Source organism: Budvicia aquatica DSM 5075 = ATCC 35567 (genome assembly GCF_000427805.1).
In the GTDB taxonomy this organism is placed as follows: domain Bacteria; phylum Pseudomonadota; class Gammaproteobacteria; order Enterobacterales; family Enterobacteriaceae; genus Budvicia; species Budvicia aquatica.
Genome location: NZ_KE386584.1, coordinates 13,891 through 36,601, shown reverse-complemented (window position 1 = coordinate 36,601; position 22,711 = coordinate 13,891). Strand labels below are relative to the sequence as shown.

At 47.3% G+C, this 22,711-nt stretch carries 17 protein-coding genes and 2 pseudogenes; 14 read left to right on the top strand and 5 right to left on the bottom strand.

The genetic code is table 11. From position 1 onward, the window contains the following. From YWE_RS0121790 to araD, 7 genes are all read left to right on the top strand, one after another. Window positions 1–468 carry a NanQ anomerase/TabA/YiaL family protein gene (locus YWE_RS0121790; protein ID WP_029096366.1) on the top strand — a complete coding sequence of 156 codons (468 nt, stop codon included), beginning with the start codon at window positions 1–3 and terminating at the stop codon, window positions 466–468. Window positions 469–590: 122 nt separating this feature from the next. Beyond that, complete coding sequence (locus YWE_RS0121785) at window positions 591–1,562, top strand: DUF4862 family protein (protein WP_029096365.1); 972 nt, start codon at window positions 591–593, stop codon at window positions 1,560–1,562. A 241-nt stretch (window positions 1,563–1,803) separates the two neighbouring features. Beyond that, window positions 1,804–3,126 carry an MFS transporter gene (locus YWE_RS0121780; RefSeq protein ID WP_029096364.1) on the top strand — a complete coding sequence of 441 codons (1,323 nt, stop codon included), beginning with the start codon at window positions 1,804–1,806 and terminating at the stop codon, window positions 3,124–3,126. A gap of 60 nt (window positions 3,127–3,186) precedes the next feature. Further along, window positions 3,187–4,692 (top strand): FGGY-family carbohydrate kinase, encoded by a 1,506-nt coding sequence (locus YWE_RS0121775; RefSeq protein WP_029096363.1) that lies wholly within the window; start codon window positions 3,187–3,189, stop codon window positions 4,690–4,692. 2 nt (window positions 4,693–4,694) lie between these two features. After that, a complete protein-coding gene (ulaD, locus tag YWE_RS0121770) occupies window positions 4,695–5,354 on the top strand; it encodes a 3-keto-L-gulonate-6-phosphate decarboxylase UlaD (protein WP_029096362.1) in 660 nt (219 codons plus the stop codon). Continuing rightward, window positions 5,351–6,211, top strand: a complete 861-nt coding sequence (locus YWE_RS0121765) for an L-ribulose-5-phosphate 3-epimerase (RefSeq protein WP_029096361.1) — start codon at window positions 5,351–5,353, stop codon at window positions 6,209–6,211. The genes ulaD and YWE_RS0121765 overlap by 4 nt, the downstream gene beginning before the upstream one ends. Then, window positions 6,205–6,912 carry an L-ribulose-5-phosphate 4-epimerase gene (araD, locus tag YWE_RS0121760; RefSeq protein ID WP_029096360.1) on the top strand — a complete coding sequence of 236 codons (708 nt, stop codon included), beginning with the start codon at window positions 6,205–6,207 and terminating at the stop codon, window positions 6,910–6,912. The genes YWE_RS0121765 and araD overlap by 7 nt, the downstream gene beginning before the upstream one ends. Window positions 6,913–7,111: 199 nt before the next feature. On the opposite strand, the gene YWE_RS0121755 is transcribed toward araD, so the two are convergent. Both YWE_RS0121755 and YWE_RS0121750 read right to left on the bottom strand, forming a co-directional pair. Continuing rightward, window positions 7,112–7,603, bottom strand: a complete 492-nt coding sequence (locus YWE_RS0121755; RefSeq protein WP_029096359.1) for a YehS family protein — start codon at window positions 7,601–7,603, stop codon at window positions 7,112–7,114. Between the two features lie 222 nt (window positions 7,604–7,825). Further along, window positions 7,826–8,701 carry a LysR family transcriptional regulator gene (locus YWE_RS0121750; protein ID WP_029096358.1) on the bottom strand — a complete coding sequence of 292 codons (876 nt, stop codon included), beginning with the start codon at window positions 8,699–8,701 and terminating at the stop codon, window positions 7,826–7,828. Window positions 8,702–8,812: 111 nt separating this feature from the next. On the opposite strand from YWE_RS0121750, the gene YWE_RS0121745 reads away from it, so the two are divergent. Both YWE_RS0121745 and YWE_RS0121740 read left to right on the top strand, forming a co-directional pair. Then, entirely contained in the window at window positions 8,813–9,277 is a 465-nt protein-coding gene (locus tag YWE_RS0121745) for a multidrug/biocide efflux PACE transporter (RefSeq protein ID WP_029096357.1), read from the top strand. A 234-nt stretch (window positions 9,278–9,511) separates the two neighbouring features. Further along, window positions 9,512–10,534 carry a TerC/Alx family metal homeostasis membrane protein gene (locus YWE_RS0121740; protein ID WP_029096356.1) on the top strand — a complete coding sequence of 341 codons (1,023 nt, stop codon included), beginning with the start codon at window positions 9,512–9,514 and terminating at the stop codon, window positions 10,532–10,534. A gap of 50 nt (window positions 10,535–10,584) precedes the next feature. On the opposite strand, the gene YWE_RS0121735 is transcribed toward YWE_RS0121740, so the two are convergent. From YWE_RS0121735 to YWE_RS0121725, 3 genes are all read right to left on the bottom strand, one after another. After that, complete coding sequence (locus YWE_RS0121735) at window positions 10,585–10,953, bottom strand: 5-carboxymethyl-2-hydroxymuconate Delta-isomerase (protein WP_029096355.1); 369 nt, start codon at window positions 10,951–10,953, stop codon at window positions 10,585–10,587. Window positions 10,954–11,216: 263 nt separating this feature from the next. Continuing rightward, the gene (locus YWE_RS0121730; RefSeq protein WP_029096354.1) at window positions 11,217–12,575 is read right to left on the bottom strand and encodes a sigma-54-dependent Fis family transcriptional regulator; all 1,359 of its coding nucleotides are present in this window, start codon (window positions 12,573–12,575) and stop codon (window positions 11,217–11,219) included. Beyond that, complete coding sequence (locus YWE_RS0121725) at window positions 12,575–14,395, bottom strand: ATP-binding protein (protein WP_029096353.1); 1,821 nt, start codon at window positions 14,393–14,395, stop codon at window positions 12,575–12,577. Before YWE_RS0121725 ends, YWE_RS0121730 begins: the two co-directional genes overlap by 1 nt. 383 nt (window positions 14,396–14,778) lie before the next feature. Here YWE_RS0121725 and YWE_RS0121720 point away from each other — a divergent pair, with 383 nt between their 5' ends. From YWE_RS0121720 to YWE_RS32150, 5 genes and pseudogenes are all read left to right on the top strand, one after another. Then, the gene (locus YWE_RS0121720; protein ID WP_029096352.1) at window positions 14,779–15,318 is read left to right on the top strand and encodes a periplasmic heavy metal sensor; all 540 of its coding nucleotides are present in this window, start codon (window positions 14,779–14,781) and stop codon (window positions 15,316–15,318) included. Between the two features lie 768 nt (window positions 15,319–16,086). Beyond that, a complete protein-coding gene (locus tag YWE_RS0121710) occupies window positions 16,087–17,403 on the top strand; it encodes a TolC family outer membrane protein (protein WP_029096351.1) in 1,317 nt (438 codons plus the stop codon). A gap of 374 nt (window positions 17,404–17,777) precedes the next feature. After that, window positions 17,778–20,300 (top strand): annotated as a pseudogene (locus YWE_RS32160) (Ig-like domain-containing protein); the annotation flags it as partial. 75 nt (window positions 20,301–20,375) lie between these two features. Then, window positions 20,376–22,397: pseudogene (locus tag YWE_RS32155) on the top strand (Ig-like domain-containing protein); the annotation flags it as partial. Further along, a partial coding sequence (locus tag YWE_RS32150; RefSeq protein WP_428829302.1) for an Ig-like domain-containing protein occupies window positions 22,389–22,711 on the top strand: 323 nt, incomplete at its 3' end. The pseudogene YWE_RS32155 and the gene YWE_RS32150, both read left to right, overlap by 9 nt.

Below are 22,711 nucleotides of genomic sequence, written 5' to 3'. Positions count from 1 at the left end.
ATGATTTCAGGACATATTTCTTGCCCCGATGTTTGCGCTTTTCCATCTGCGATTCAGCGGGCGCTGGCTTTTTTAAGAACAACGGATTTTAGCCAACTGCCGGTCGGTGAAATAGAAATCGAAGGGCGGAATATTTATGCTCAGGTGATTGATTTGACCACCCGACCTCGGGAAGAAAATCGTCCTGAAGTTCATCGCCGATATATTGATATTCAATATTTAGCCAGCGGTGAAGAAATTATTGGCTTTGCCCCGGATAGCGGAAATAACCAAATTTCACAATCATTACTGGAACAGCGCGATATTATTTTTTATCACCAAATGGAAAATGAATCGTCATTAATTATGACCCCGGGCAGCTTTGGCATTTTTTTTCCTCAGGATGTTCACCGGCCAGCCTGTGTTCATCATCAGCCGACGGCAATAAGAAAAATTGTCGTTAAGGTTGCATTAACAGAAATTAATTAAGCACGAAAGTTTACGCACCATCTGTTTTTCAATGATTCATTTAGCCTACTTTTTAGTTAACTAAATAGTCGTTATTGATTATGGACATTAGCCGTAATGGCAAGCGGTATGGAGTAATAATTATGTTGAAACAACCTCAAGGATTTATTGTTGGTGCTTATCCGAGCGCACCTTCATTCCACCAACGGGAACAGTCATTAGAAGTTGAGTTCTGGCAGCGGTTAGCAGAAATTCCCGGTATTGGCGGAATTGAACAGCCCTGCTTGGCCGACCTTCACCCTTATGGGGATGACTTCCTGTTTAATCATATACCTGATAGCTGGCAAATTGTTGTGACCGGCGTGATGGAGACGATGCGGCGCAGAGGGGCTAATGGTGGCTTTGGCCTGGCATCAACGGATGAAGCACAGCGTCAGGCATGCGTTGGGCTCTACCGACATATTCTGGACAAAATCAACCAGGCCAATGACCATTTTGGCTGCAAGAAAGTGCTGGCTTTAGAACTACAGTCAGCACCGCTGGCCGGTTGCAAAGATAGCCATTCAGCCGCCGCCTGCTTCCAAACCTCATTACATCAAATGCTGGAGTGGGATTGGCCTTGTGAACTGGTGGTTGAGCACTGTGATGCCATGAGCGGAGTCAGCCCGCGAAAAGGATTTTTGCCACTGAAAGATGAAATTGAAGTCTTAACTGCGGTAAATAAACAGCACAATACTGGTATTAGCCTGTGTATTAACTGGGCCCGTTCTGCGCTTGAAGCGCAAAATATAACGCTACCGGTTGAGCATATAAAACAGTGCCAGCAGGCAGGTTTACTCAGTTCAGTGATGTTCTCCGGCACAACCCAATCGGGACCTTATGGTGACTGGCAAGATTTGCACTCTCCGTTTGCCCCTTTTGACGGTGCCAAAGCGGGCTGTGAAGAGTCACTTATGACGTTGGATATTGCCCGTGAAATTTATCAATTAGCACCGGCTAATTCACTGAGTTTTTCAGGTATTAAACTGCTGGAAATAGATCCTCAGGCCAGCGTTGAACACCGGGTTGCCATTATTGAAGATGGAATAAAAGCGCTAATATCGGCTTCTCAGTAATGGCCGTTGAGCTATTAATATTTAAACATTAATAGTTAAGCAGAATATTGTATTTATTATTTTTCCAGATTCATGCTGATGATGGGAACGGGATTATTTACGCCTTATTTTCATTATTTTTCTGAATCTATAAAGCGAGTTTCTTCACTGAAATAAAAGTCTTCTTCCAATAGAAGAGCGTCATTTTCTACGCAAATCGCGTTGAATGTTGTTAATAATAATTATTAAGGCGTGAAGTAATATGAATATAGAACAAAATACCCTACTTGATAAAATTCCGAGCCAGCGTTGGCTACGGATCATTCCACCCATTCTTATTACCTGCATTATCTCTTATATGGACCGGGTCAATATTGCCTTTGCAATGCCCGGTGGTATGGATGAAGAACTCGGTATTACCGCATCGATGGCCGGGCTGGCCGGCGGTATCTTTTTTATCGGTTATCTGTTTTTACAAGTTCCGGGCGGAAAAATAGCCGTTCACGGCAGCGGTAAGAAATTTATCGGCTGGTCACTGGTGGCATGGGCTGTGATCTCGGTATTAACCGGTTTTGTGAGTAATCAGTATGAACTGCTGTTCTTACGCTTTGCTCTCGGAGTCTCCGAAGGTGGGATGCTGCCGGTAGTTCTGACCATGATCAGTAACTGGTTTCCGGATAAAGAGCGGGGGCGGGCGAATGCCATTGTGATTATGTTTGTCCCTATTGCCGGCATTATCACTGCACCACTTTCAGGCTGGATTATTTCCGCGCTGGACTGGCGTTGGCTATTTATCATAGAAGGCATTATGTCAGCCGCGGTATTGCTGTTATGGATGCTGACTATCAGTAACCGTCCTGAAGAAGCGCGTTGGATATCACCACGAGAAAAAGCCTGGCTGATAAACACGCTGCGTCAGGAACAGCAGGCCATTGCCGGTAAAGAAGTTAAAAATGCGTCGTTAAAAGCGGTGCTATCTGACCGGACAATGTGGCAACTGATCTCGCTAAATTTCTTCTATCAGACCGGTATTTATGGCTACACCCTATGGCTGCCAACCATTCTAAAAGAGCTGACCAACAGCGGAATGGAAAAGGTCGGGATGTTAGCCATTCTGCCTTATGTCGGTGCGATGTTCGGCATGTATCTGTTCTCAACGCTGTCAGACCGTACCGGCAAACGTAAGCTATTTGTTTTCCTTCCTCTGTTGGGCTTCGCCATGTGCATGTTCCTTTCCGTGACGCTCAAAGATTATATGTGGTGGTCTTATGCCGCACTGGTGGGCTGTGGGTTCTTCCTTCAATCGGCCGCCGGTGTGTTCTGGACTATTCCGGCTAAATTATTTAGCGCTGAAATGGCCGGTGGTGCCCGCGGTGTGATTAACGCATTAGGGAATCTGGGCGGCTTCTGTGGGCCTTATGCGGTTGGGGTATTAATCACCTATTACAGCAAAGATGCCGGGGTTTATTGTCTGGCGCTGTCACTGGCGATTGCAGCGGTGCTGGCACTGCTTCTGCCGTCTAAGTGCGATCAACCGACTAAGCCGGTAAGTCAGCAGCTAGATGAAGGACAGGCAACGGCCTGAGTCAATTAATACCGGCCAGATATCTAGTCATTCTGGCCGGTAAACCACAAAGGTAAAAGCATGGACTATTGGTTAGGTATTGACTGCGGCGGCACCTACCTTAAAGCCGGGTTATATGACAGTTGCGGTAGAGAGTATGGCATTAGCCGTCAGGTAATGCCGGTGCTCAGTGACCATCCCGGCTGGGCTGAACGGGATATGGATCAACTGTGGCAAGGCTGCTGCCAGACCATTCAGAAGGTATTACACCAGTGTGGCGTAGCCGGGCATCAGGTTAAAGGTATTGGCATTTCAGCTCAGGGAAAAGGGCTGTTTATGCTGGATAAGCAACATCGGCCATTAGGGCGAGCCATTCTCTCTTCCGATCGCCGGGCGACTCAGATAGTCACCCAGTGGCAGCAAGAGGGTATTCCACAGCAGCTGTATCCCATCACTCGCCAAACTTTGTGGACCGGGCATCCGGTTTCATTGTTGCGCTGGATTAAACAACATCAGCCAGAGCGCTATAGCCAAATTGGCTCAGTCATGATGGGGCATGACTATTTACGTTTTTGCCTGACCGGCGAACGAGGCTGTGAAGAGACCAATATCTCTGAATCTAACCTTTATCGCATGGCTCAGGGAGACTACAGCCCGGAGCTGGCCCGAATACTGGGTATTGATGAAATCTTTGAAGCCCTGCCGCCGATTGTTAGCTCCGCACAGGTCTGTGGCGGCGTCACGGCTGAGGTAGCAGCGCTGACCGGACTTGCTACCGGTACGCCGGTGGTTGGTGGGTTGTTTGATATTGTCTCTACCGCGCTGTGTGCCGGATTGAAGGACGAACATACTCTCAATGCGGTAATGGGTACCTGGGCGGTGACCAGCGGTATTGTTGAGCAGGTGCTGGATGATGAAAAGCATCCCTATGTTTACGGGCGTTACGCGGATGAAGGTAAATATATTGTTCATGAAGCCAGCCCGACATCGTCGGCCAATCTTGAATGGGTAACCCGTCAGTGCGGTGAAATGGGCTATGACGCCATTAATCAGGCCGTTAACGGTTTGCCTAAGGCTGGCAGTGATGTGATGTTTTTACCGTTTCTCTATGGCAGTAACGCCGGGTTAGGTATGACGTCGGGTTTCTATGGTTTGCAATCATTGCATCAGCGGGAACATTTGCTACAGGCGGTTTATGAGGGGGTGATTTTTAGCCATATGACCCACCTTAACCGGATGCGTGAGCGTTTTACGCAGGTAAATGCTCTGAGCGTTACCGGTGGTCCGGCCCGTTCAACCGTTTGGATGCAAATGCTGGCAGATATTAGCGGGTTGCCGGTTGAGCTGCTCCAGATTGAAGAGACCGGCTGTTTAGGTGCGGCAATGGCTGCAATGGTCGGTGGCGGGGTATATACCGATTTCGCATCGGCTCAGCAACGTCTGGAACACCCTTCGAGCCTTATTATGCCCGATTCGTCCGTTCAGGCAGCTTATCAACATAAATTTCAACGATATCAGTTTCTGGTTGAAGCACTGGGTAGTTATCAGACCCGGTGTGAATCTCATTTTCCTCAAAGGAGTTGTTAATCATGAGCCGACCTTTGCTCCAACTGGCGCTGGACCATACGGATCTTCAGGCAGCACTGCGCAGTGTCAGCCAGTTAAAAGACCATGTGGATATTATCGAAGCGGGCACCATTTTGTGTATTTCTGCAGGACTGAATGCTGTCCGGACGCTGAGACAGGCGTGCCCTGACCATATTCTGGTTGCCGATCTTAAAGTGGCCGATGCGGGAGAGACGCTGGCTAACCAGGCATTCAGTGCGGGGGCTAATTGGATGACGGTGATTTGTGCTGCACCGATAGCGACCGTGGCCCGGGCTCAGGAAGTGGCGTTGAGCTATCAGGGCGAAGTTCAGATCGAATTATTCGGTCGCTGGACGCTGGACGATGCTAAGTCATGGCGAGATTTAGGCGTTAAACAGGCGATCTACCATCGCGGACGGGATGCTCAGGCCAGCGGCCAAAGCTGGGGAGCTGAGGATCTGAAGGCGATGACCGCTCTGACGGAGTTGGGCATTGAGCTTTCGGTTACCGGTGGTATTACACCGGCTGATTTGCCGCTGTTCAAAGATATTGCGGTGCGTGCCTTTATTGCCGGGCGGGCGCTGTCTGAAGCCCCCGAACCGGCCGGCGTTGCCGGCGATTTTCATCGGCAAATTGATCGGATATGGGGAGCGCGAAAATGAGGATACATCCTTTAGGAATTTACGAGAAAGCCCTGCCAAAAATGCTGAGCTGGCCGGAAAGGCTGGCGTTGGCTAAAAGCTGTGGTTTTGATTTCGTTGAGATGTCAGTGGATGAAACCGATGAGCGTTTATCGCGTTTAACATGGGACAAAAAGCAGCGGACAGAGCTGGTCGGCGCCATGTTAGAGAGCGGTATTGCTATTCCGTCTATGTGCCTGTCGGCCCATCGCCGTTTTCCCTTTGGCAGTCGAGATGATGCTGTGCGTAGCCGGGCGCGTGAAATTATGACTCAGGCGATTCAGTTAGCTCGGGATCTGGGGATCCGCACCATCCAACTGGCCGGTTACGATGTCTATTATGAACAGCAGGACGAAGGGACTAAACAGCGTTTTGCTGAGGGACTGGCTTGGGCGGTAGAAAGTGCCGCCGCCGCTCAGGTTATGCTTGCCGTGGAAATTATGGACACCCCGTTTATGAATTCCATTACTAAATGGAAGGTTTGGGAGCAGCAGATCGCATCACCTTGGTTTAGTGTCTATCCCGACGTTGGCAACCTGACTGCGTGGGGAAATAATGTTGATGATGAGCTGAGCCTGGGGATTGATCGTATTGCCGCGATTCATCTGAAAGATACTTATCCGGTTACCGATACCTGCGCAGGCCAGTTCAGAGATGTGCCTTTTGGTGACGGCTGTGTCGATTTTGTCGGTTTGTTTAAAACGCTGAAAAAGCTCAACTACCGCGGTTCTTTCCTGATTGAGATGTGGACGGAAAAGGCCAGCGAGCCGGTAATGGAAATTATTCAGGCCCGCCAGTGGATTGAAGCCAAAATGAAAGAGAGTGAATTTGTATGCTAGAACAACTTAAACAGCAGGTGCTTGAGGCTAATCTGGCACTGCCTCGCCATAATCTGGTGACTTTCACTTGGGGTAATGTGAGTGCTATCGATCGAACGTTGGGGGTGGTCGTGATTAAGCCTTCCGGCGTGGAATATGCTGGGATGACCGCTGATGATATGGTGGTGGTTGAGCTGGCTACCGGCAGCGTGGTTGAAGGTAACAAAAAGCCTTCGTCAGATACCGCGACGCATCTGGCCCTGTATCGCAAATTCAGTGCAATTGGTGGCATTGTTCATACCCATTCGCGCCATGCCACAATCTGGTCGCAGGCCGGGTTGGATTTACCGGCATGGGGGACCACCCACGCGGACTACTTCTATGGTGCCATTCCCTGTACCCGAAGAATGACCGCCAACGAAATTGCCGGTGAATATGAACATTTAACCGGTGAAGTGATTATTGAGACTTTTGTGAAGCGTAATATCGATCCTATGCAAGTGCCCGCGGTTTTAGTCAATTCCCATGGCCCGTTTGCTTGGGGAAAAGACGCTGCTGACGCAGTGCATAATGCCGTCGTATTGGAAGAGTGTGCCTATATGGGCATTTTCTCTCGCCAGTTAACCCCCAATCTTGGTGATATGCAGCAAGAGCTACTCGATAAGCACTATCTCAGAAAGCACGGGGCCGGAGCCTATTACGGCCAGGGCGCTTGCCCTTAGGCTAAGTGCGGTTAGCTAACAAATTAGCGCTTGGCTTCAAGGTTCCCCCCGTTTTTCAACGAGGTGATGCAGAAGTTATTTCTCTCGTCATCCCCGTGAAAACGGGGATCTAGGTTTTAGCTAACCAATTAGCGCTTAGTTAAGGGTAGGATGATTCGCGACAGTGCCTGTCATGAATATAGACCGATGGCGTTGGTAATTAAGCGCCTTTTTTCTTTGATTCCGGCGATACGCCGCGCAGGCGAACGTTTAAACCTTTCAGGAAGTACCGCAGCAGTTGGTCACCGCATTCACGATAGTTTTTATGGCCCGGCTTGCGGAATACTGCACTGAGTTCCGGCTTAGAAACGCGGAAATCAACCAGTTTATAGATATCAAGCATATCAGTGTCTTTGAGTTCAAAGGCGATACGCAGCTTCTTTAAGACAATATTATTGGTGATCTTGGCTTCGATTTCCGGTGCCGGAAAATTCTCATCTTTACCGCGACGGAAAAAGATCAGGCCATTCAGAAAGTGGCCCATGACTTTATCATCACATTCACGAAATTCCGGTTCATCGTCTTTTTTCAGCCAGCCAACCATTTCGGCCTGAGTGACGGTTAAGTCGGCCAGTTTGATTATCTGAACCATTTGAGCGTCGCTCAAATCCAGCATGTAACGAACGCTGCGCAAGACATGATTATTTAGCATAGTTATTGGTCATCCATTGTTTTTTTCAATTCTAAATCAACCTCAATGACGGATATCAGTGCTGCGATTCAAAGTGTCAAACATATTAATATCGGAGGGGTTAACTCAAAGATTAAGTTCCGATTTTAGCATGGTGCATAGTAGGGACTTATGTCCGCTTTCTCAATGAAATTTTATCGATTATTGTTGCCTTAGCCGCCCGCCGATTATCATGGCTAATCATCACAACGGTTCTCTGTCCGTTTCTAATAGTTGGTCTAACAACCACTGCCCGGCAGGTCCCGGTGGGGTAGTGGTTGACCATATGGCATCTACTGAAATGGTTTTTGGCCAGCCTCTGGCCGAAAGCTCAAACAGATGGCGTTGACTAAAGCGTTTAACCAGCCAGCGGGGCAGCATTGCCCAGCCAAAACCCTGCTCAGCCATTTCCAGCAATAGCAAATAGCTGGGGGCCGACCAGATAAGCCCCTGAGGGACATACTCCTGAGTGCGCAGATAAGTATTAAGGCATAGCTGGCGCGAGGTAGCTAACTGCTGTGCCGTAACCAGCTTTTTTGCTGCGAGCGGATGTTCTTGAGCAACATACAGGCTCATTTCAGTCTGCTCATGCATTCGGGAAAAGCCGATATCGGGGGGATAATTTTTTTGCGCTTCGATAAAGCCAATGCTGGCACGCCCGCTTTGCAGCAGATCAATAACGTCTTCGTCTTCAGCCAATAAACACTCAAATTCAATATCCGGATAGCGTTGCTCAAAGTTGAACAGAATCTCCTCATGACGCGTTGGCTGATAAATATCAGAAAGAACAAAGGTCAGCCGGGGCTCGACATGTGTCGATAAGCGGATGGCCAGCTCATCTAAACGCTGGCTGGCCGCCAGAATATCTTTTACCTGATTTAGCACCCGTAATCCCTGCGAGGTTAATACCGGATGGCGGGCTTCTCGATCGAATAGCACCAGGCCAAGATCGGCCTCAAGATTAGATATTGCAGTACTAATGGTTGACTGGCTTTTACGCAACTTACGCGCAGCTGCGGAGAAAGACCCCAGAGCTGCGGCCTCAACGAATGCTACTAATGCTTCGGGTGAATATCGCATGATGTATCGCTTTTATCGATGGAATCTATCTTTAATGTATCCCAAATAGCGATGATAATCCTCCTCGATAAGGTCCTATTTTAAACATTGAGTAAATTAAGCAGGTTATTTATGCAGAAGAAATCAGTATTAGAACGCGTATTTCATGCGGTCGGCTTTGAAGTTATTGCCGTGGGTATTACCGCGCCTGCCGCCGCATGGATCATGGGGCGTTCAGTTTGGCAAATGGGAACGTTGGCGATTGTGCTTTCTACTGCGGCCATGATATGGAACATCATCTATAACAGCATGTTTGATCGGCTGTGGCCATCAGACCGGGTGGTTCGTAATACTAAAGTTCGTATTCTCCACGCGTTGGGTTTTGAGGTTGGTTTTATTGTTATTGGCTTGGGCTTGGTCATGGCGTTACTGGGCATTGATGCGAAAACGGCATTCTTGATGGAGGTGGGGTTCTTCCTGTTCTTCCTGCCGTACACCTTTGTCTATAATCTGGCCTACGATGCGTTGAGGGCTAAAGTCATTAAGCGCCGGATAAGTAAAAGACAGTTAATATTACAGCGCGAGTGTGAAAAATAACGCCGACTGTCAGATAGTCAATTTTATGGTATGAGAGCGCATCATTCGGCATTAACGCACGTTTTGCTGTTCATGTCGGGTGATGCGGGTCTATGATTAACCGCATATTCGACCGATCGGGCATCACACACCTTTAGGGTATAATTTGTATGTTTCCTCCGTTGGCGGGGCGTATAATTTTTAGCGGGTTTACGTGCTTATCAAACTTCTCTCATATTAAGGTTTCATGACATTATGGAACATTCCCCTCTTGGTTTTCCGCCGCTAACCGTGGCGGTTTTTGTTGTATTAGCGGTATCGGCATTAGCCATCGATCTTATTGCCCACCATAACGATAAGCCTATTAGCCTGAAAAATGCGTCACTTTGGAGCCTGTTTTGGTTGGCTATTGGTTTGGGGTTTGGTGGTTTTCTCTATTTTCAACATGGGATCGAAATCGCCAGTTTATATATCACCGGCTATGCGCTGGAAGAGGTGCTATCGGTTGATAATCTGTTTGTCATTATGGCTATTTTTGCCTGGTTTAAGATCCCGGATGGCTATCGTCATCGGGTACTTTATTGGGGCGTTCTGGGTGCCATTGTGTTTCGTGGGATCTTTGTTGCTATCGGTACCAGCCTGCTGGCGCTGGGACCGTGGGTTGAAATGGTATTTGCAGCCATTGTGGTATGGACGGCAGTAATGATGCTACGGGCTAAAGGCGATGGTGATGAGATTGAAGACTACTCTAATCACCCGGCTAACCGACTGGTCAGGCGTTTTTTCCCGGTTTATCCTAAGCTGGTGGGTAATCACTTTATGCTCAGTTCTGCTGAAGTTGAAGCCGATCTGGCTAAGCCTGAAAATACAGGCTTTGTGTTTCAGGTGAAGAAGAATATTCACTACGCTACCCCGCTATTATTATGCGTAGCGGTGGTAGAAATTTCTGACGTCATGTTTGCCTTTGACAGCGTGCCGGCAGTAATTGCCGTAAGCCGTGAGCCGCTGATTGTTTATTCTGCCATGATGTTTGCCGTGCTTGGCCTGAGAACGCTCTATTTTGTGCTGGAGGCGTTGCGCAATTTATTGGTTCATCTGGAAAAAGCGGTGATTGTGTTACTGTTTTTTGTCGGATTTAAGCTGGCGCTTAATGCAACCGATAGCTTCTGGCATCATGGCTATGAAATTAGTGCGCTAGCCAGCTTAAGCCTGGTGTTAACCGTGCTGGCGCTCGGTATTGTAGCCAGCTTTATATTCCCGGCTAAGGCGAAAGAATAATGATACAGAGAGGGCTTAAACCAATCACCACCCTCTTTGTATCTACCCGCTTAGTCGTTAATAAGAGCACTGTGGGAGTTTTCTTTTTCAATATCTCTGACTTCAACGCTAATCTCTGTCGGCGTGGTGCAGGACGCATCGGTAAATAATTTTTTAGCTTCGTTAATGATAATTTCAGCTACCTGCTGTTTTACTTCATCACTGCGACCGGCATACATACGAATATCGATACGCAAAAGGGCTTTCTCTTTGTCATTGCTACCGAAAACGATCCTGTTCAGCGGTAAAATATAGCTTTTAAAGTTCTCAACGCCGGAGGCAACAACCGGTGAAATAGCGTGATGAAGATTGAGTGCAAACGTTTCAAGATTATCCTGAGCTGGCAGGTTCGGTGTGAAGCTAATATGAATATGGGGCATTGATATGTTCCATTAATAGTAGGTAAGTTATACCCGTCATACTTCAAGCTGCATTTTTGTTGGCTGTGTGGTCTCACCCGAATCACTTACTGGAGTAAGCTCATCGGGACTCGCTCTCTTGCCGCCGCGATGCAACTCGAATTATTTTGGGTATAAGGCCATTTTTATAGATTCAGGGCTACCGTTAGAATCCTAAACTGAGCGTACTAAAAAATATAGCATCACAACAAAAGAGATTAACTAGCGGACGTTTTGTTATCTGATTAACGCTGTAATTTTGCCAATAGTGTCTTACGAGTAATACCCAATTGTTTCGCTGCTTCCGTTTTATTGCCACCGGTTTTTTCCAGTGCGGTCAAAATGGCCTCTTTCTCTACCTGTTCAAGTGGTTGAATCGGCTGGTCAGCATTATTGCCATCACGATCGCCATTTGGATGGTCTGCAAAATACTGGTTAATACTTATCGGAAGTTCTCTTTCGCTGATGAAATCTCCTGATAGCAAGATAACCGCCCGCTCAACGGTATTCTCCAGTTCGCGTACGTTACCCGGCCAGTTGTATTTCAGCAGCATATCCATTGCCTGAGGGGTAAAACCTTTAATTGATTTGCGATTGCGCTCGGCAAACTTTTCTAGAAAGTGCATTGCCAGCGCCGGGATATCTTCATTGCGTTCCCGTAGTGCCGGCGTGTCGATAGTCATCACGTTCAGGCGGTAGTAGAGGTCCTGACGGAACTTACCGGCTTCAACATCGGCCTTGAGGTCTCGGTTGGTTGCGGCAATCAGCCGTACATCAACCGAAAGGGTTTGGTTACTACCAACCCGTTGAATTTCACCTTCCTGAATGGCTCTGAGTAATTTTGCCTGCATTAACAAAGAGACTTCACCAATTTCATCCAGAAACAGCGTACCTTTGTCTGCTTCCATAAAGCGGCCTTCCCGGCGTTTATCTGCACCGGTAAATGCCCCTTTTTCGTGGCCGAATAGCTCTGACTCAAGTAAGGACTCGCTTAATGCGGCACAGTTGATAATCACTAACGGCCGGTCTTTACGTGAACTATTGGCATGGACTGATTTGGCAATCAGCTCTTTACCTGTGCCGGACTCTCCGCAGATTAATACTGTAGCTTCTGACGGGGCAATCATTGCCACCATTTCCATTAACCGCCGCATCTGTGGGCCACGGCCAATCATGTTTTGGTTATCAACCGTCAGACGCTGCTTTAGGTTTTTGTTTTCAGTTTTAAGGTAGGTGTGCTCTAAGGCGCGTTGTATGGTTAGCTGCAACATATCAAAGTCGAGTGGCTTGGTCAGATAATCATAGGCTCCGGCTTTGATCGCCTCAACGGCCGACTCTACGTTAGAGTAAGCGGTCATAATGAGAATTGGAATGGCCGGGTTATAGGCTTTGATCGCTTTTAGCGCTTCGATCCCATCCATTTCGGCCATGCGAACATCACTCAGAATTAGATCAAAAGGTGCCTGTTTGACCTGTTCAACCGCCTGTAGACCATTGTGTGCCAAGGTCACCTGGTAGCCCCAACCTTTCATCAGAGCTTGGATAATGGTGCAGTGGCTCAGGTCATCATCAACAACCAGAATGCTGGCTTTATGGGTTGTCATTATTTAATGCTCCCTGTGGTTAAGTGGTTATCCGCACTTTTATCGGGCTGACTACGCTGATAGCTAAGCGGGATAACCATATTAAATTGGGTTCCCTGATGGCGGTTGCTGGTCACGCTGACCTTACCGTTATGCTCTTCAATAACCTTTTGTACGATGGTTAAGCCAAGGCCGGTTCCCGCCGCTTTAGTGGTGAAATAAGGGTGGAAAATATTGGTTAAATCATCCGGGTTAATGCCCTTTCCTGAGTCCTTTACTATGACCTGAACATCAGATTCATTGGTCTGACTCACCTCAACCGTTAGCCTGCCGTCAGAACCAATCGCCTGAATGGCATTGAGATAAAGGTTAAGCAAGGCTTGAGTAAAGCGGTCAGGGTCCATGGCTACGCTTGGCAAGGTTTGATTGGGTGTGAACTCAATAGCAATATTTTTAGATTCAGCATCTTGGCGAATCAGATGAAGTGAGTGTTCAATCACCTCATTAATATTCACCTGCTGGATCCTTAAGTCAGAAGGGCGGACTAACTCCAGCAGTTCGGTAATGACCCGATTAAGTCGATCGACTTCCTTAGCCATTACCTTAGCTAACGCTTGCTCTTCGCTACCCGCTTCAGAGCGCCCTTCGAAATACTTAGCGAAGCCTTTAATTGATGACAGCGGGTTTCTGATTTCATGGGCAACCCCGGCGGCGAGGCTGCCTATTGCCGCCAGTTTTTCTTTGCGGCGAATCTCTTCCTGTAGCTGGCGGACTTCTCGCATATCCCGGAAGATAAACACGTTACCTAAAAAACGGCCGTTGTTATTGGCAATTCTGGCAATGCTGATGCTTAACGGGATGGATTGACCGCTACCGGATAAGTATTCAATTTCACGTTCAATCACGGGATTATTGGGCAGGCTATAAGCGACCAGTTGATTCCACTCTTCCGGCAGCGTTTTTTTAATATCCCGACCGGAAAGGGCGACGGCGTTATAACCGAGAATAACCTCGGCGGCGTGGTTTACCACGCTTATCTGATTATGTTCATTGGTGGTGATTAAACCGATAGGAAGATGGCTGATGATCTCCGTTGAAAAAGCTTTGCTATCTTGTAGCATACGGCTTGAACGTTGGTAACGCTTTACCCAAAACAGCGTCAGAATACTGGCCAAAGCCAGCAGCACCAGAATTGACAGTGAGATAATGGTATTGCGTATATCTTTAGCCTGAGAGGCATCCAGCGCAGCGGTATCAAAGGCGGTAAAAATAATTTTCGGGCTGTTTCTATCTTCTGCCAGCGACTCGGAATCCTGATTATAATCCCGATCTCTGCGCATCATCATATGAGAACGATGGTTATTGCTTCTTTTTAATGGCTTAAAATAGCGATAAACCTCGAAGGCATTCTGCTGCTCATTATCCACCATGTGTTTAGTCATACGCCATTTTTCTGTTTGGCTAACATCCAGAGACTTCATGGTTTGATCGTTATAAATCTGGCTGCCAATAAGCTCAGGATCGCTGTGCGCCAGAATTCTTCCTGAATCATCAGTGACGGCGATATACAGAATGCCCGGCTGATAAGCCATCTCTTCGATCAATATTTGCATCTGTTCATTACGCCAGCGCATGCCCATTCCGGTTCGGGTTCCGGACTCAAAGGCTCTGATCAGTACCGAACTTTTCTCAAGCAGGGTTTGAGTTTCAATACTCCTTGCCCGGTTGAGGTCTTTTATTGCCATGGTAATAATGATACCAACCAGAATAATCACCGAACTTATAAAGAACCAGGAGGGCAGTACCGCCAGTAAACCGGATTTCCCTTTAAATTCCTTCACTGTCTGTATCCTCATATTGGCCTATTCGCGTATGTATTGACGTGGTATCAATGATAGTCAAATATTAAACGAGTCATTATTACTCGCATTGTACCTCTGATGGGTAGTTTTTACCCGCTTACAGCCTTTCTATTTGCACTTTATTTAGCCTAACATTTTCAGCACGGATTTTTCTGATAGCCTTTTATGCGGTACATCACGCCGATTTTTCCGTCTGAATGCCCTTGCTAGCAGGCGTTTCCGCATTTTTATTTGCTCTGAGTTGTGCTAACTCATATCCAATTTTCGTGCCAAATAAAATATTGGCACGTGGTTTGCAATTACATTTGTAAGCTTTAATGCGAAGTTTGATTCATTTGATATTAACCAGAAGGAAATTAATCATGACTCTGAATAAAACAGCTATCGCCGCTATTATCTCACTTGCCGCTCTGACCGGATTTAGCGGCGTTGCCAGCGCTCAGAACACGATGCCGGCCGGACAGCAGACCCAGTCAACAAATCAGGGAATGGATAACGGTTACCATATGAATAACGCAAGACATCAGGGAATGGATAATGGCTATCACAAGAATATGTCAAGACATCAGGGCGGCCGAATGGCTAACCTGACGCCAGAACAGCAGGCTACCAGTCAGAAAGCCTTTGATGAATTTGAAGCCAAGACCGCCGATCTGCGTAAGCAAATGGTGTCTAAGAATTACGAGTATAAAGCGTTGTTAACCGCCGGCACCGTAGATGACAAAAAAGTTGAAGCGGTAAGTAAAGAAATCACCGCGCTGCGTGACCAAATTGCAGAGCAGCGGGTTCAGTTAGATATCCAATTAGCTAAAGCAGGAATCCCCATGATGGGCCATCGCGGCATGGGGAATCATATGGGAATGAATGGACATGGTATGAGCGGCGGGAGAGGCTGTCGTTAATTTTAATTTCAACGCTTTAATTTTGGTTTTTTTATTAAAATAAAACCTCAGTAATATATGCCCCACATGCATTTGTGGGGCTTTTTTTGTTTTAAGTCATTAATATTAATCTCCTCTATCACCTCTTCCTTGCTGGTAGCATAAAACTCTAAATCGATGTGCTGATTCATTTGTAACAGATAACGGTGAGTTATAGTTTTCATTGTGTTTTTTTTCATCGATTTTTATGTGTGTTTTTACTTTATTTCGTATTTTTTGATGTTTTTTATGAAGGCACTTTAACTATTCCATTGTTTATAAAGAATTTATTTTTATTTGTTTACCTAAATACCTTTATGTGGGTATTTAATGAATTTTAACTTGATGTTATTTTTCTTAAAAAATTAACTGATGCTATTCAGGTGATTCTGCTTGTATTTAATTTTAAATGATAACTTTTTTCTAACTTTTATTTAGAGCTTTAGCCTTAATGGTAATGATTATTGAGGTAATAATACTGAGTTTACCTTCATACTAAGAGTTATAGCCCAATTCATATCATTCATATCTAAATGATGTGTTTACTATTTGTTCTTTGCGTGTAAAATTCCTCAAAATGATCATTTAGCGATCTTTTAAATTGTTATGGCAGGTTTTTGTTTTCATTTCTAGCGAAAGGAATTGCGCCCAATGTTTTTATGGGTAGATGTGGTTGCAACATTTTTGAATTTAACTATATCTCGAATTAATTCGAGGTTGAAAACGTTCGCCTGCAAAAAAACAACGTCTATGCTTGCTGCTGTTTTAATTCTTTTTAGCAATGTTAATTTTAGTTATGCTGCCCCACTGCCTAAATGGGCTGAAGCACCAATGGTCCGACAATCAGAAACCCTCTCTTTAAAAGAGGCCATTTTGCGTTCATTCGGACGTAGCCCTGCTATTACTCAGGCATCAGCTCAGGCTGGAATAGGTCAAGCTCAAATAGATGAAGCTTGGAGCGTATGGTATCCACAGATTAGCGCAAGTGGTACTTCAGGGCGTTCGAAACAAACGGATTCAAGCGGCAGCTTAAATAATTCAGCCTCTTACGGATTAACATTATCTCAATTAGTTTATGACTTTGGTAAAACAAATAACAATATTAAGAAACAAGAAACGATATCTGCGTCTTATTATTACAGTTTGCTAAATGTAATGAATGAGGTCGGGGAAAAAACTGCGTTGTCTTATTTGGAAGTTAAACGTTATCAATCGTTATGTGATGCAGTAGAAGATAATATTAAATCCTTAGAAGCCGTTAGGGACATGGCTCATTTGCGGGCAGAAGCAGGGCTAAGTTCAAGTTCAGACGTTCTACAGGCCGAGGCTCGGATTGCAGGTATGCGTGCCACGCTGGAACAATATAGAGCTCAACATCTTACCGCAGTATCTCAACTGTCTGTTCTGACCGGAATAAGGGCATCTCATCTACCTGATTATCCTGAAGCGTTACTCAAGCAACCGATAGAGCTGGATCAAATTAGTTATCAAAATAACCCTCAGGTACAGGCCGCACAGTCTCAACAAAATGCGGCAAAGTATGGTGTTGAAGCCGCCAAGTCACAAAATTGGCCGACCTTAAGCATACAAGGTGGCCGCACTCGATATGAGACAGATAACCGCTCCTACTGGAATGATCAGTTACAGCTTTCAGTTGATATGCCTGTTTACCAGGGCGGAGCCATATCTTCCCGGGTAGAGCAAGCTGAAGGTGCTCGTCGTGCGGCTCAATCGCAGGTGAGTCAGGCTAAAATGGATATTAATCAAAAGGCGGCAACGGCATTTGCCAACTGGTCGGGTGCCAGAGAAAGAGAAATTGCCGGTGACCAGCAGTTTTTTTCTGCAATTACGGCCCGCGATGTTTATCGCAATGAATACAAATTAAGTAAACGTAGTCTGAATGATTTACTTAGCGTTGAGCAAGATGTCCATCAGGCGGCAGTAGCTAAATTAAATGCTGATTATGATGGTTGGGCTTCTGCAGTCAATTATGCAGCTGCGGTAGATAATCTATTACCACTCTTAGAGATACTGAGAAAACATAGGGACGATCTACCTAATTTATAATTAATCCATTCATTAGGTATTAACATTATTAACGCTGGTGACTATTTACATACTTATACATATATCTGTAATGGTTTACGTAATAACGACTGGTATCAAGTATTATAACGGTGGGTTACTTGTTTTAAAATAAAATGAAAGCACCATGTTTATATTTTTTACGTGATCTTTTGCAACATTTTTGTTTTTGTATTTTTAATATATTTGTTTTTTTGAAATTAATGAAGGCGTTATCCGACTATGACCATGTCTTTAATCATGGTTAGCCACACTATTGCTAACAATGAAAGGTCTTATTTAGCAAGCTAATTAATTGAACTAAAACGTTGGGTGGAAGCTGACAACGTTACCATTATCTAGAATTGAGGTGAATTTTGAACAAGGCTGTTGATATTATCTCCCGCAAAGCGGAAACCAAAACTTCCCTGATTAGTGCAGGCAATTTAAACATTTCTCTGCAACAACCGAGCGTATTGGTGATTCATGGTTCCAGCGCCGATGTTGCCCGTTATGAACGCCAGGGAAACGATCTTTTAATTGTGATGAAAGATGGTAGCGTTATCCGTTGTAATGGTTATTTTATTGAAGACTCTGAACAACACCATGGCGAGTTGGTATTTCAGGATGATACAGGTGCATTAACTCACGTAACCTTTGGTGAAATGGATCCTAATGCACCAATGGTTACCATGATTCTGGAGCCGGTTGAAACCCTAATAGCAGATATTCAGCCCTTGCTCTATGCCAGCTCAGAAAGTGATTATTCATGGGGAATGCTGGCCGGTGCGTTGTTAGGCGGAGCCGGAATTGGTGCGTTAGCAAGCAGCGGCGGCAGTGATAAAACTCATACTGAATATGTTGACAGGCCGGTTATTGAGCCTGAACAAGTTATAACTGCCACGTTCATCGTGCAGGATAAAACCGGTGACAAGCAGGGTTTACTTAACAATAAAGATATTACTGACGAAACCCAGCCAACGTTTAGCGGTAGCGGTCAACCGGGCGCAACAATTCAAATTAAAAATGAATCAGGTCAGGTGATTGCCAGCGCTCAGGTAGATGCTGATGGTAAATGGCAAGTCATGATTCCTACCCAACCCGCAGGAACGCACACTTATTCTGTGGTTCAAATTATTGGCGATAAAACAACTAGCGCAGGGGATATTACGCTGGAAGTGGTTACCGCTAATGCCACTCTCTCTTTCAGCACTGTTTCTGACGATAATGTGATTAACGCTACAGAGCATAACGCGGCAGCGGTTATTTCTGGCCAATCAAATGGTTTAGCGCCAGGAACTCCGCTTGTTATCAATTTAAATGGCACCCCTTATCTGACAACCGTTGGCGAAAATGGCCTGTGGACCGTTACCGTTCCGGCAGTGGATGTCAGCAAATTGATGGACAGCCAATATGTTCTAACCGTTACCGGTAAAGATTCGGCGGGTAACACCGTGACTGAAAGCCATAATATTGTGGTTAACACCGCGGCGCCGGTCATGATAATCAATACTATTGGTGGCGATGATATTCTGAACGCCGCTGAAGTTGCTATGAACCATACTATCAGCGGACGCGTAGTTAACGCCGAAGCCGGCCAGCAGGTGAAGGTTTCTCTGAACGGTAAAGAATATACTACAACCGTAAATGCCGATGGCACTTGGTCAGTTGATGTTCCTACTGAACACCTTGTCGGGTTGGCTAACGGAACTCTGTCTGCCACTGCCAGCGTAACCAATAAGGCCGGTAATACCGGCCATGGCGATCGTGATATTACGATTGATTCCGGTTTAGCGGCTATCAGCATCGATACCGTGGCCGGTGATGACATTATTAATGCTATTGAATTGCAACAACCTTTGGTTATTAGCGGTACCAGTTCTGATCTGTCGCAAGGGATAGTCATCACTGTTCATGTGAATGGTAAAGATTACGCGGCCAGCGTAACGGCAGACGGCACATGGAGCATCGGTATTCCGGCTAATGACGTTGAGCTTTTCCCTGCGGGCATATTAGCGATTACAGCATCGGCCAATGATATCTCAGGCAATCCGGTCAGCAATATCCATAATGCCACGGTAGATATATCTCCGGTCGCTATTAGTATTGATGCGATTAGTGGTAACAACGTACTGAACGCTCAAGAAAAAAATCAAGATTTAGTACTGACTGGCTTAACTGAAAATGTTGAGGCTGGACAGATAGTAACCATTACCGTAGGCAGCCACAACTATCAGGCTGAAGTTGCTCTGGACGGCCGTTGGACGGCCACTATCCCGTCAGTCGATCTGGCGGATCTGCATGATGGTGTTAATCATATTGCTGTCAGCGTTAGTAACGTTTCGGGTAATAGTGCATCGTCTGCACAACAAGTGCGCGTTGATACTCTTGCGCCGACCATTACCATCGATACTTTAGCCGGTGATGATATTTTGAGTGCGGATGAAGCCACTCATGATCTGGTGGTTAGCGGTACTACTGTAGGTGCTGAAGCTGGCCAGACAGTGACCGTTTCTTTGAACGGCCAGGATTACACTACGACGGTTAACCCTAACGGAAGCTGGAGTCTCTCGATCTCTGAGGCTGATTTAGCACAATTACCAGAAGGTAATATTAACGTTACTGCCAAAGTGACTGATAAAGCCGGTAATGAATCTTCCGTCGGACATAACATACTGGTGGATATCTCCGCTCCAACCATTTCTATCGACACCGTCGCCGGTGACGATGTGATTAACAGCATTGAGCACGGCCAGTCACAGGTTATCAGCGGAACCACCGCTAACGCCGTCATCGGTGACAGCATTACCGTGACCATCGGTAGCAACACCTATAATACGACCGTTAATGCAGACGGCAGCTGGAGCGTAGGCGTTCCGGCCAGCGTTATCAGTGGATTACAGAACGGGACAGCCACCATCACGGCCACGGTCACGGATAAAGCCGGTAATAGCAGTAGTACAGAGCACGATGTTTTGGTCAATACAGCGGCACCAACCCTGCTGATTGGCACTCTGGCCGGTGACGATATTATCAATGCCAGCGAAAAAGGGCTGAGCCTGACCATTAACGGCTCCAGTACCGGCGTAGCCGAAGGCCTGACGGTCACGGTCTCTCTGAACGGTAAAAATTATACCGCACAGGTTGATTCTGCGGGTCACTGGACGTTAGACGTTCCGGCNGCCGACGTGGCTAAGCTGGGTGAAGCAAATTATACCGTCAGCGCTCAGGTGACGGATGCGATTGGTAATGCGACTTCAGCGACTCACGATATTACGGTTAATACGGCTGCACCGCAGGTGATCATCAATATCATTGGCGGCGATGACATATTAAATGCCGATGAAGTGTCCGAGGCGCAAACCATCAGCGGTCGGGTCGTCAATGCTGAAGAAGGNCAGACGGTAACCGTGACCCTGGGCGGCAAAGAGTACACCACCACCGTTAACGCGGGCGGCATCTGGTCTGTTAGCGTGCCGTCAGATGACCTTAAGGCNCTGGGCGACGGCGGGCTAAACGTCACGGCTACGGTGACCAATCAGGCCGGGAATGAAGGCACCGGCGATCGTGAGATCGCTATTGATGCCGGCCTGCCGGGCTTGCGTATTAATACCGTTGCCGGTGATGACATTATCAACGCCATCGAACTGGGTCAGCCGTTAGTGATTAACGGTACCAGTACCGATCTGGNGACGGGCAGCGTAGTGACCGTTACGGTTAACGGGAAAGATTACACCGCCAGCGTGACTGCNGATGGTTCATGGAGTCTGGGTATTCCGGCCAATGACGTTTCGGCCTTCCCTGAAGGGACATTGGTGATAACGGCGAATGCCAACGATAGCGCCAATAACCCGGTCAGCCATGTACATAACGTGGTNGTAGATTTAGAGACCGTTGCTATTAGCATCGACACCGTGGCCGGTGACAATGTATTGAGTGCGGCAGAAAAGGGTCAGGATCTGGTGTTAACCGGCTCGACTCAAAACGTCGAACAGGGTCAGATGGTAACCGTTAACGTCGGTGGCAAAAATCATTTGGCTACCGTTGATGACAGCGGTCACTGGACGGTGACAGTACCGTCAGCCGATCTGAAAGGCTTAAAAGACGGCCTCAATGATATTGCGGTGAGCGTGAACAATGCCGCGGGTAACGGAGCCTCGGCGGCACAAGAAGTCCGGGTCGATACCTCGGCGCCAACCATCACCATCAACACCTTAGCCGGTGACGATGTCCTGAACGCGGCGGAGGCTGCTCAGCCATTAACCATCAGCGGTACCACCGTGGGCGCGGAAGCGGGTCAGACCGTCACGGTCTCCCTGAACGGGACTGACTACACCACCACCGTGGCCGCTAACGGCAGCTGGACGTTGAACGTTGATGGGGCTGATTTAGCCGCATTGGCGGAAGGTCATGCCGTTATCACGGCGACCGTGAGTGATAAAGCGGGCAATACCTCGTCCGCCACCCATAACCTATTGGTTGATACCTTGGCGCCAACCATCACCATCAGCACCGTAGCCGGTGACGATGTGATCAACAGTACTGAACACACTCAGGCTCAGGTGATTAGTGGAACCACCACCAATGCCATCGCCGGGGATCAGGTAACCGTTACCGTTGGTTCAAACACCTACACCACGTTGGTCAATGCCGACGGCAGCTGGAGCGTAGGCGTTCCAGCCAGCGTGATCGGCGCATTGGCTGACGGTACCGCGACTATTACCGCGACGGTGACCGATAAAGCCGGTAACAGCAGCGATGCCAGTCATGATGTGATGGTAAATACCGCCGCACCAACGCTATCTATCGCGACCATTGCCGGTGATGACATTATCAACGCCACCGAGAAAGGCTTAAGCCTGACCATCAACGGGACCAGCACCGATGTGGCGCAAGGCCTGACGGTGACCGTGAANCTAAACGGTAAAACCTATACCGCTATCGTGGGGGCTGACGGCGCATGGACATTNGATGTTCCGGCAGCGGATGTGGCTAAACTGGGCGAAGCGAGCTATACCGTGAGCGCCAGCGTGGCAGATACCATTGGTAACACTACGTCTACGACTCACGACGTGCTGGTGAATACTGCCGCGCCGCAGGTGATCATCAATGCCATCGGCGGTGATGATGTGCTGAACGTAGCCGAAGTGTCGGTTAACCAGACCCTCAGCGGACGCGTGGTGAACGCCGAAGCNGGTCAGACGGTGACCGTGTCGCTGGGCGGCAAAGAGTACACCACCACCGTTAACGCGGGCGGCACCTGGTCTGTTAGCGTGCCGTCAGATGACCTTAAGGCACTGGGCGACGGCGG

Bases quoted from the DNA above. Each gene is read 5' to 3' on its own strand.
- araD (WP_029096360.1), top strand. From the start codon at position 6,205: ATGCTAGAACAACTTAAACAGCAGGTGCTTGAGGCTAATCTGGCACTG.
- YWE_RS0121780 (WP_029096364.1), top strand. From the start codon at position 1,804: ATGAATATAGAACAAAATACCCTACTTGATAAAATTCCGAGCCAGCGT.
- YWE_RS0121765 (WP_029096361.1), top strand. From the start codon at position 5,351: ATGAGGATACATCCTTTAGGAATTTACGAGAAAGCCCTGCCAAAAATG.
- YWE_RS0121755 (WP_029096359.1), bottom strand. From the start codon at position 7,603: ATGCTAAATAATCATGTCTTGCGCAGCGTTCGTTACATGCTGGATTTG.
- YWE_RS0121735 (WP_029096355.1), bottom strand. From the start codon at position 10,953: ATGCCCCATATTCATATTAGCTTCACACCGAACCTGCCAGCTCAGGAT.
- YWE_RS0121740 (WP_029096356.1), top strand. From the start codon at position 9,512: ATGGAACATTCCCCTCTTGGTTTTCCGCCGCTAACCGTGGCGGTTTTT.
- YWE_RS0121785 (WP_029096365.1), top strand. From the start codon at position 591: ATGTTGAAACAACCTCAAGGATTTATTGTTGGTGCTTATCCGAGCGCA.
- ulaD (WP_029096362.1), top strand. From the start codon at position 4,695: ATGAGCCGACCTTTGCTCCAACTGGCGCTGGACCATACGGATCTTCAG.
- YWE_RS0121720 (WP_029096352.1), top strand. From the start codon at position 14,779: ATGACTCTGAATAAAACAGCTATCGCCGCTATTATCTCACTTGCCGCT.
- YWE_RS0121710 (WP_029096351.1), top strand. From the start codon at position 16,087: ATGCTTGCTGCTGTTTTAATTCTTTTTAGCAATGTTAATTTTAGTTAT.
- YWE_RS0121750 (WP_029096358.1), bottom strand. From the start codon at position 8,701: ATGCGATATTCACCCGAAGCATTAGTAGCATTCGTTGAGGCCGCAGCT.
- YWE_RS0121730 (WP_029096354.1), bottom strand. From the start codon at position 12,575: ATGACAACCCATAAAGCCAGCATTCTGGTTGTTGATGATGACCTGAGC.
- YWE_RS0121745 (WP_029096357.1), top strand. From the start codon at position 8,813: ATGCAGAAGAAATCAGTATTAGAACGCGTATTTCATGCGGTCGGCTTT.
- YWE_RS0121775 (WP_029096363.1), top strand. From the start codon at position 3,187: ATGGACTATTGGTTAGGTATTGACTGCGGCGGCACCTACCTTAAAGCC.
- YWE_RS0121790 (WP_029096366.1), top strand. From the start codon at position 1: ATGATTTCAGGACATATTTCTTGCCCCGATGTTTGCGCTTTTCCATCT.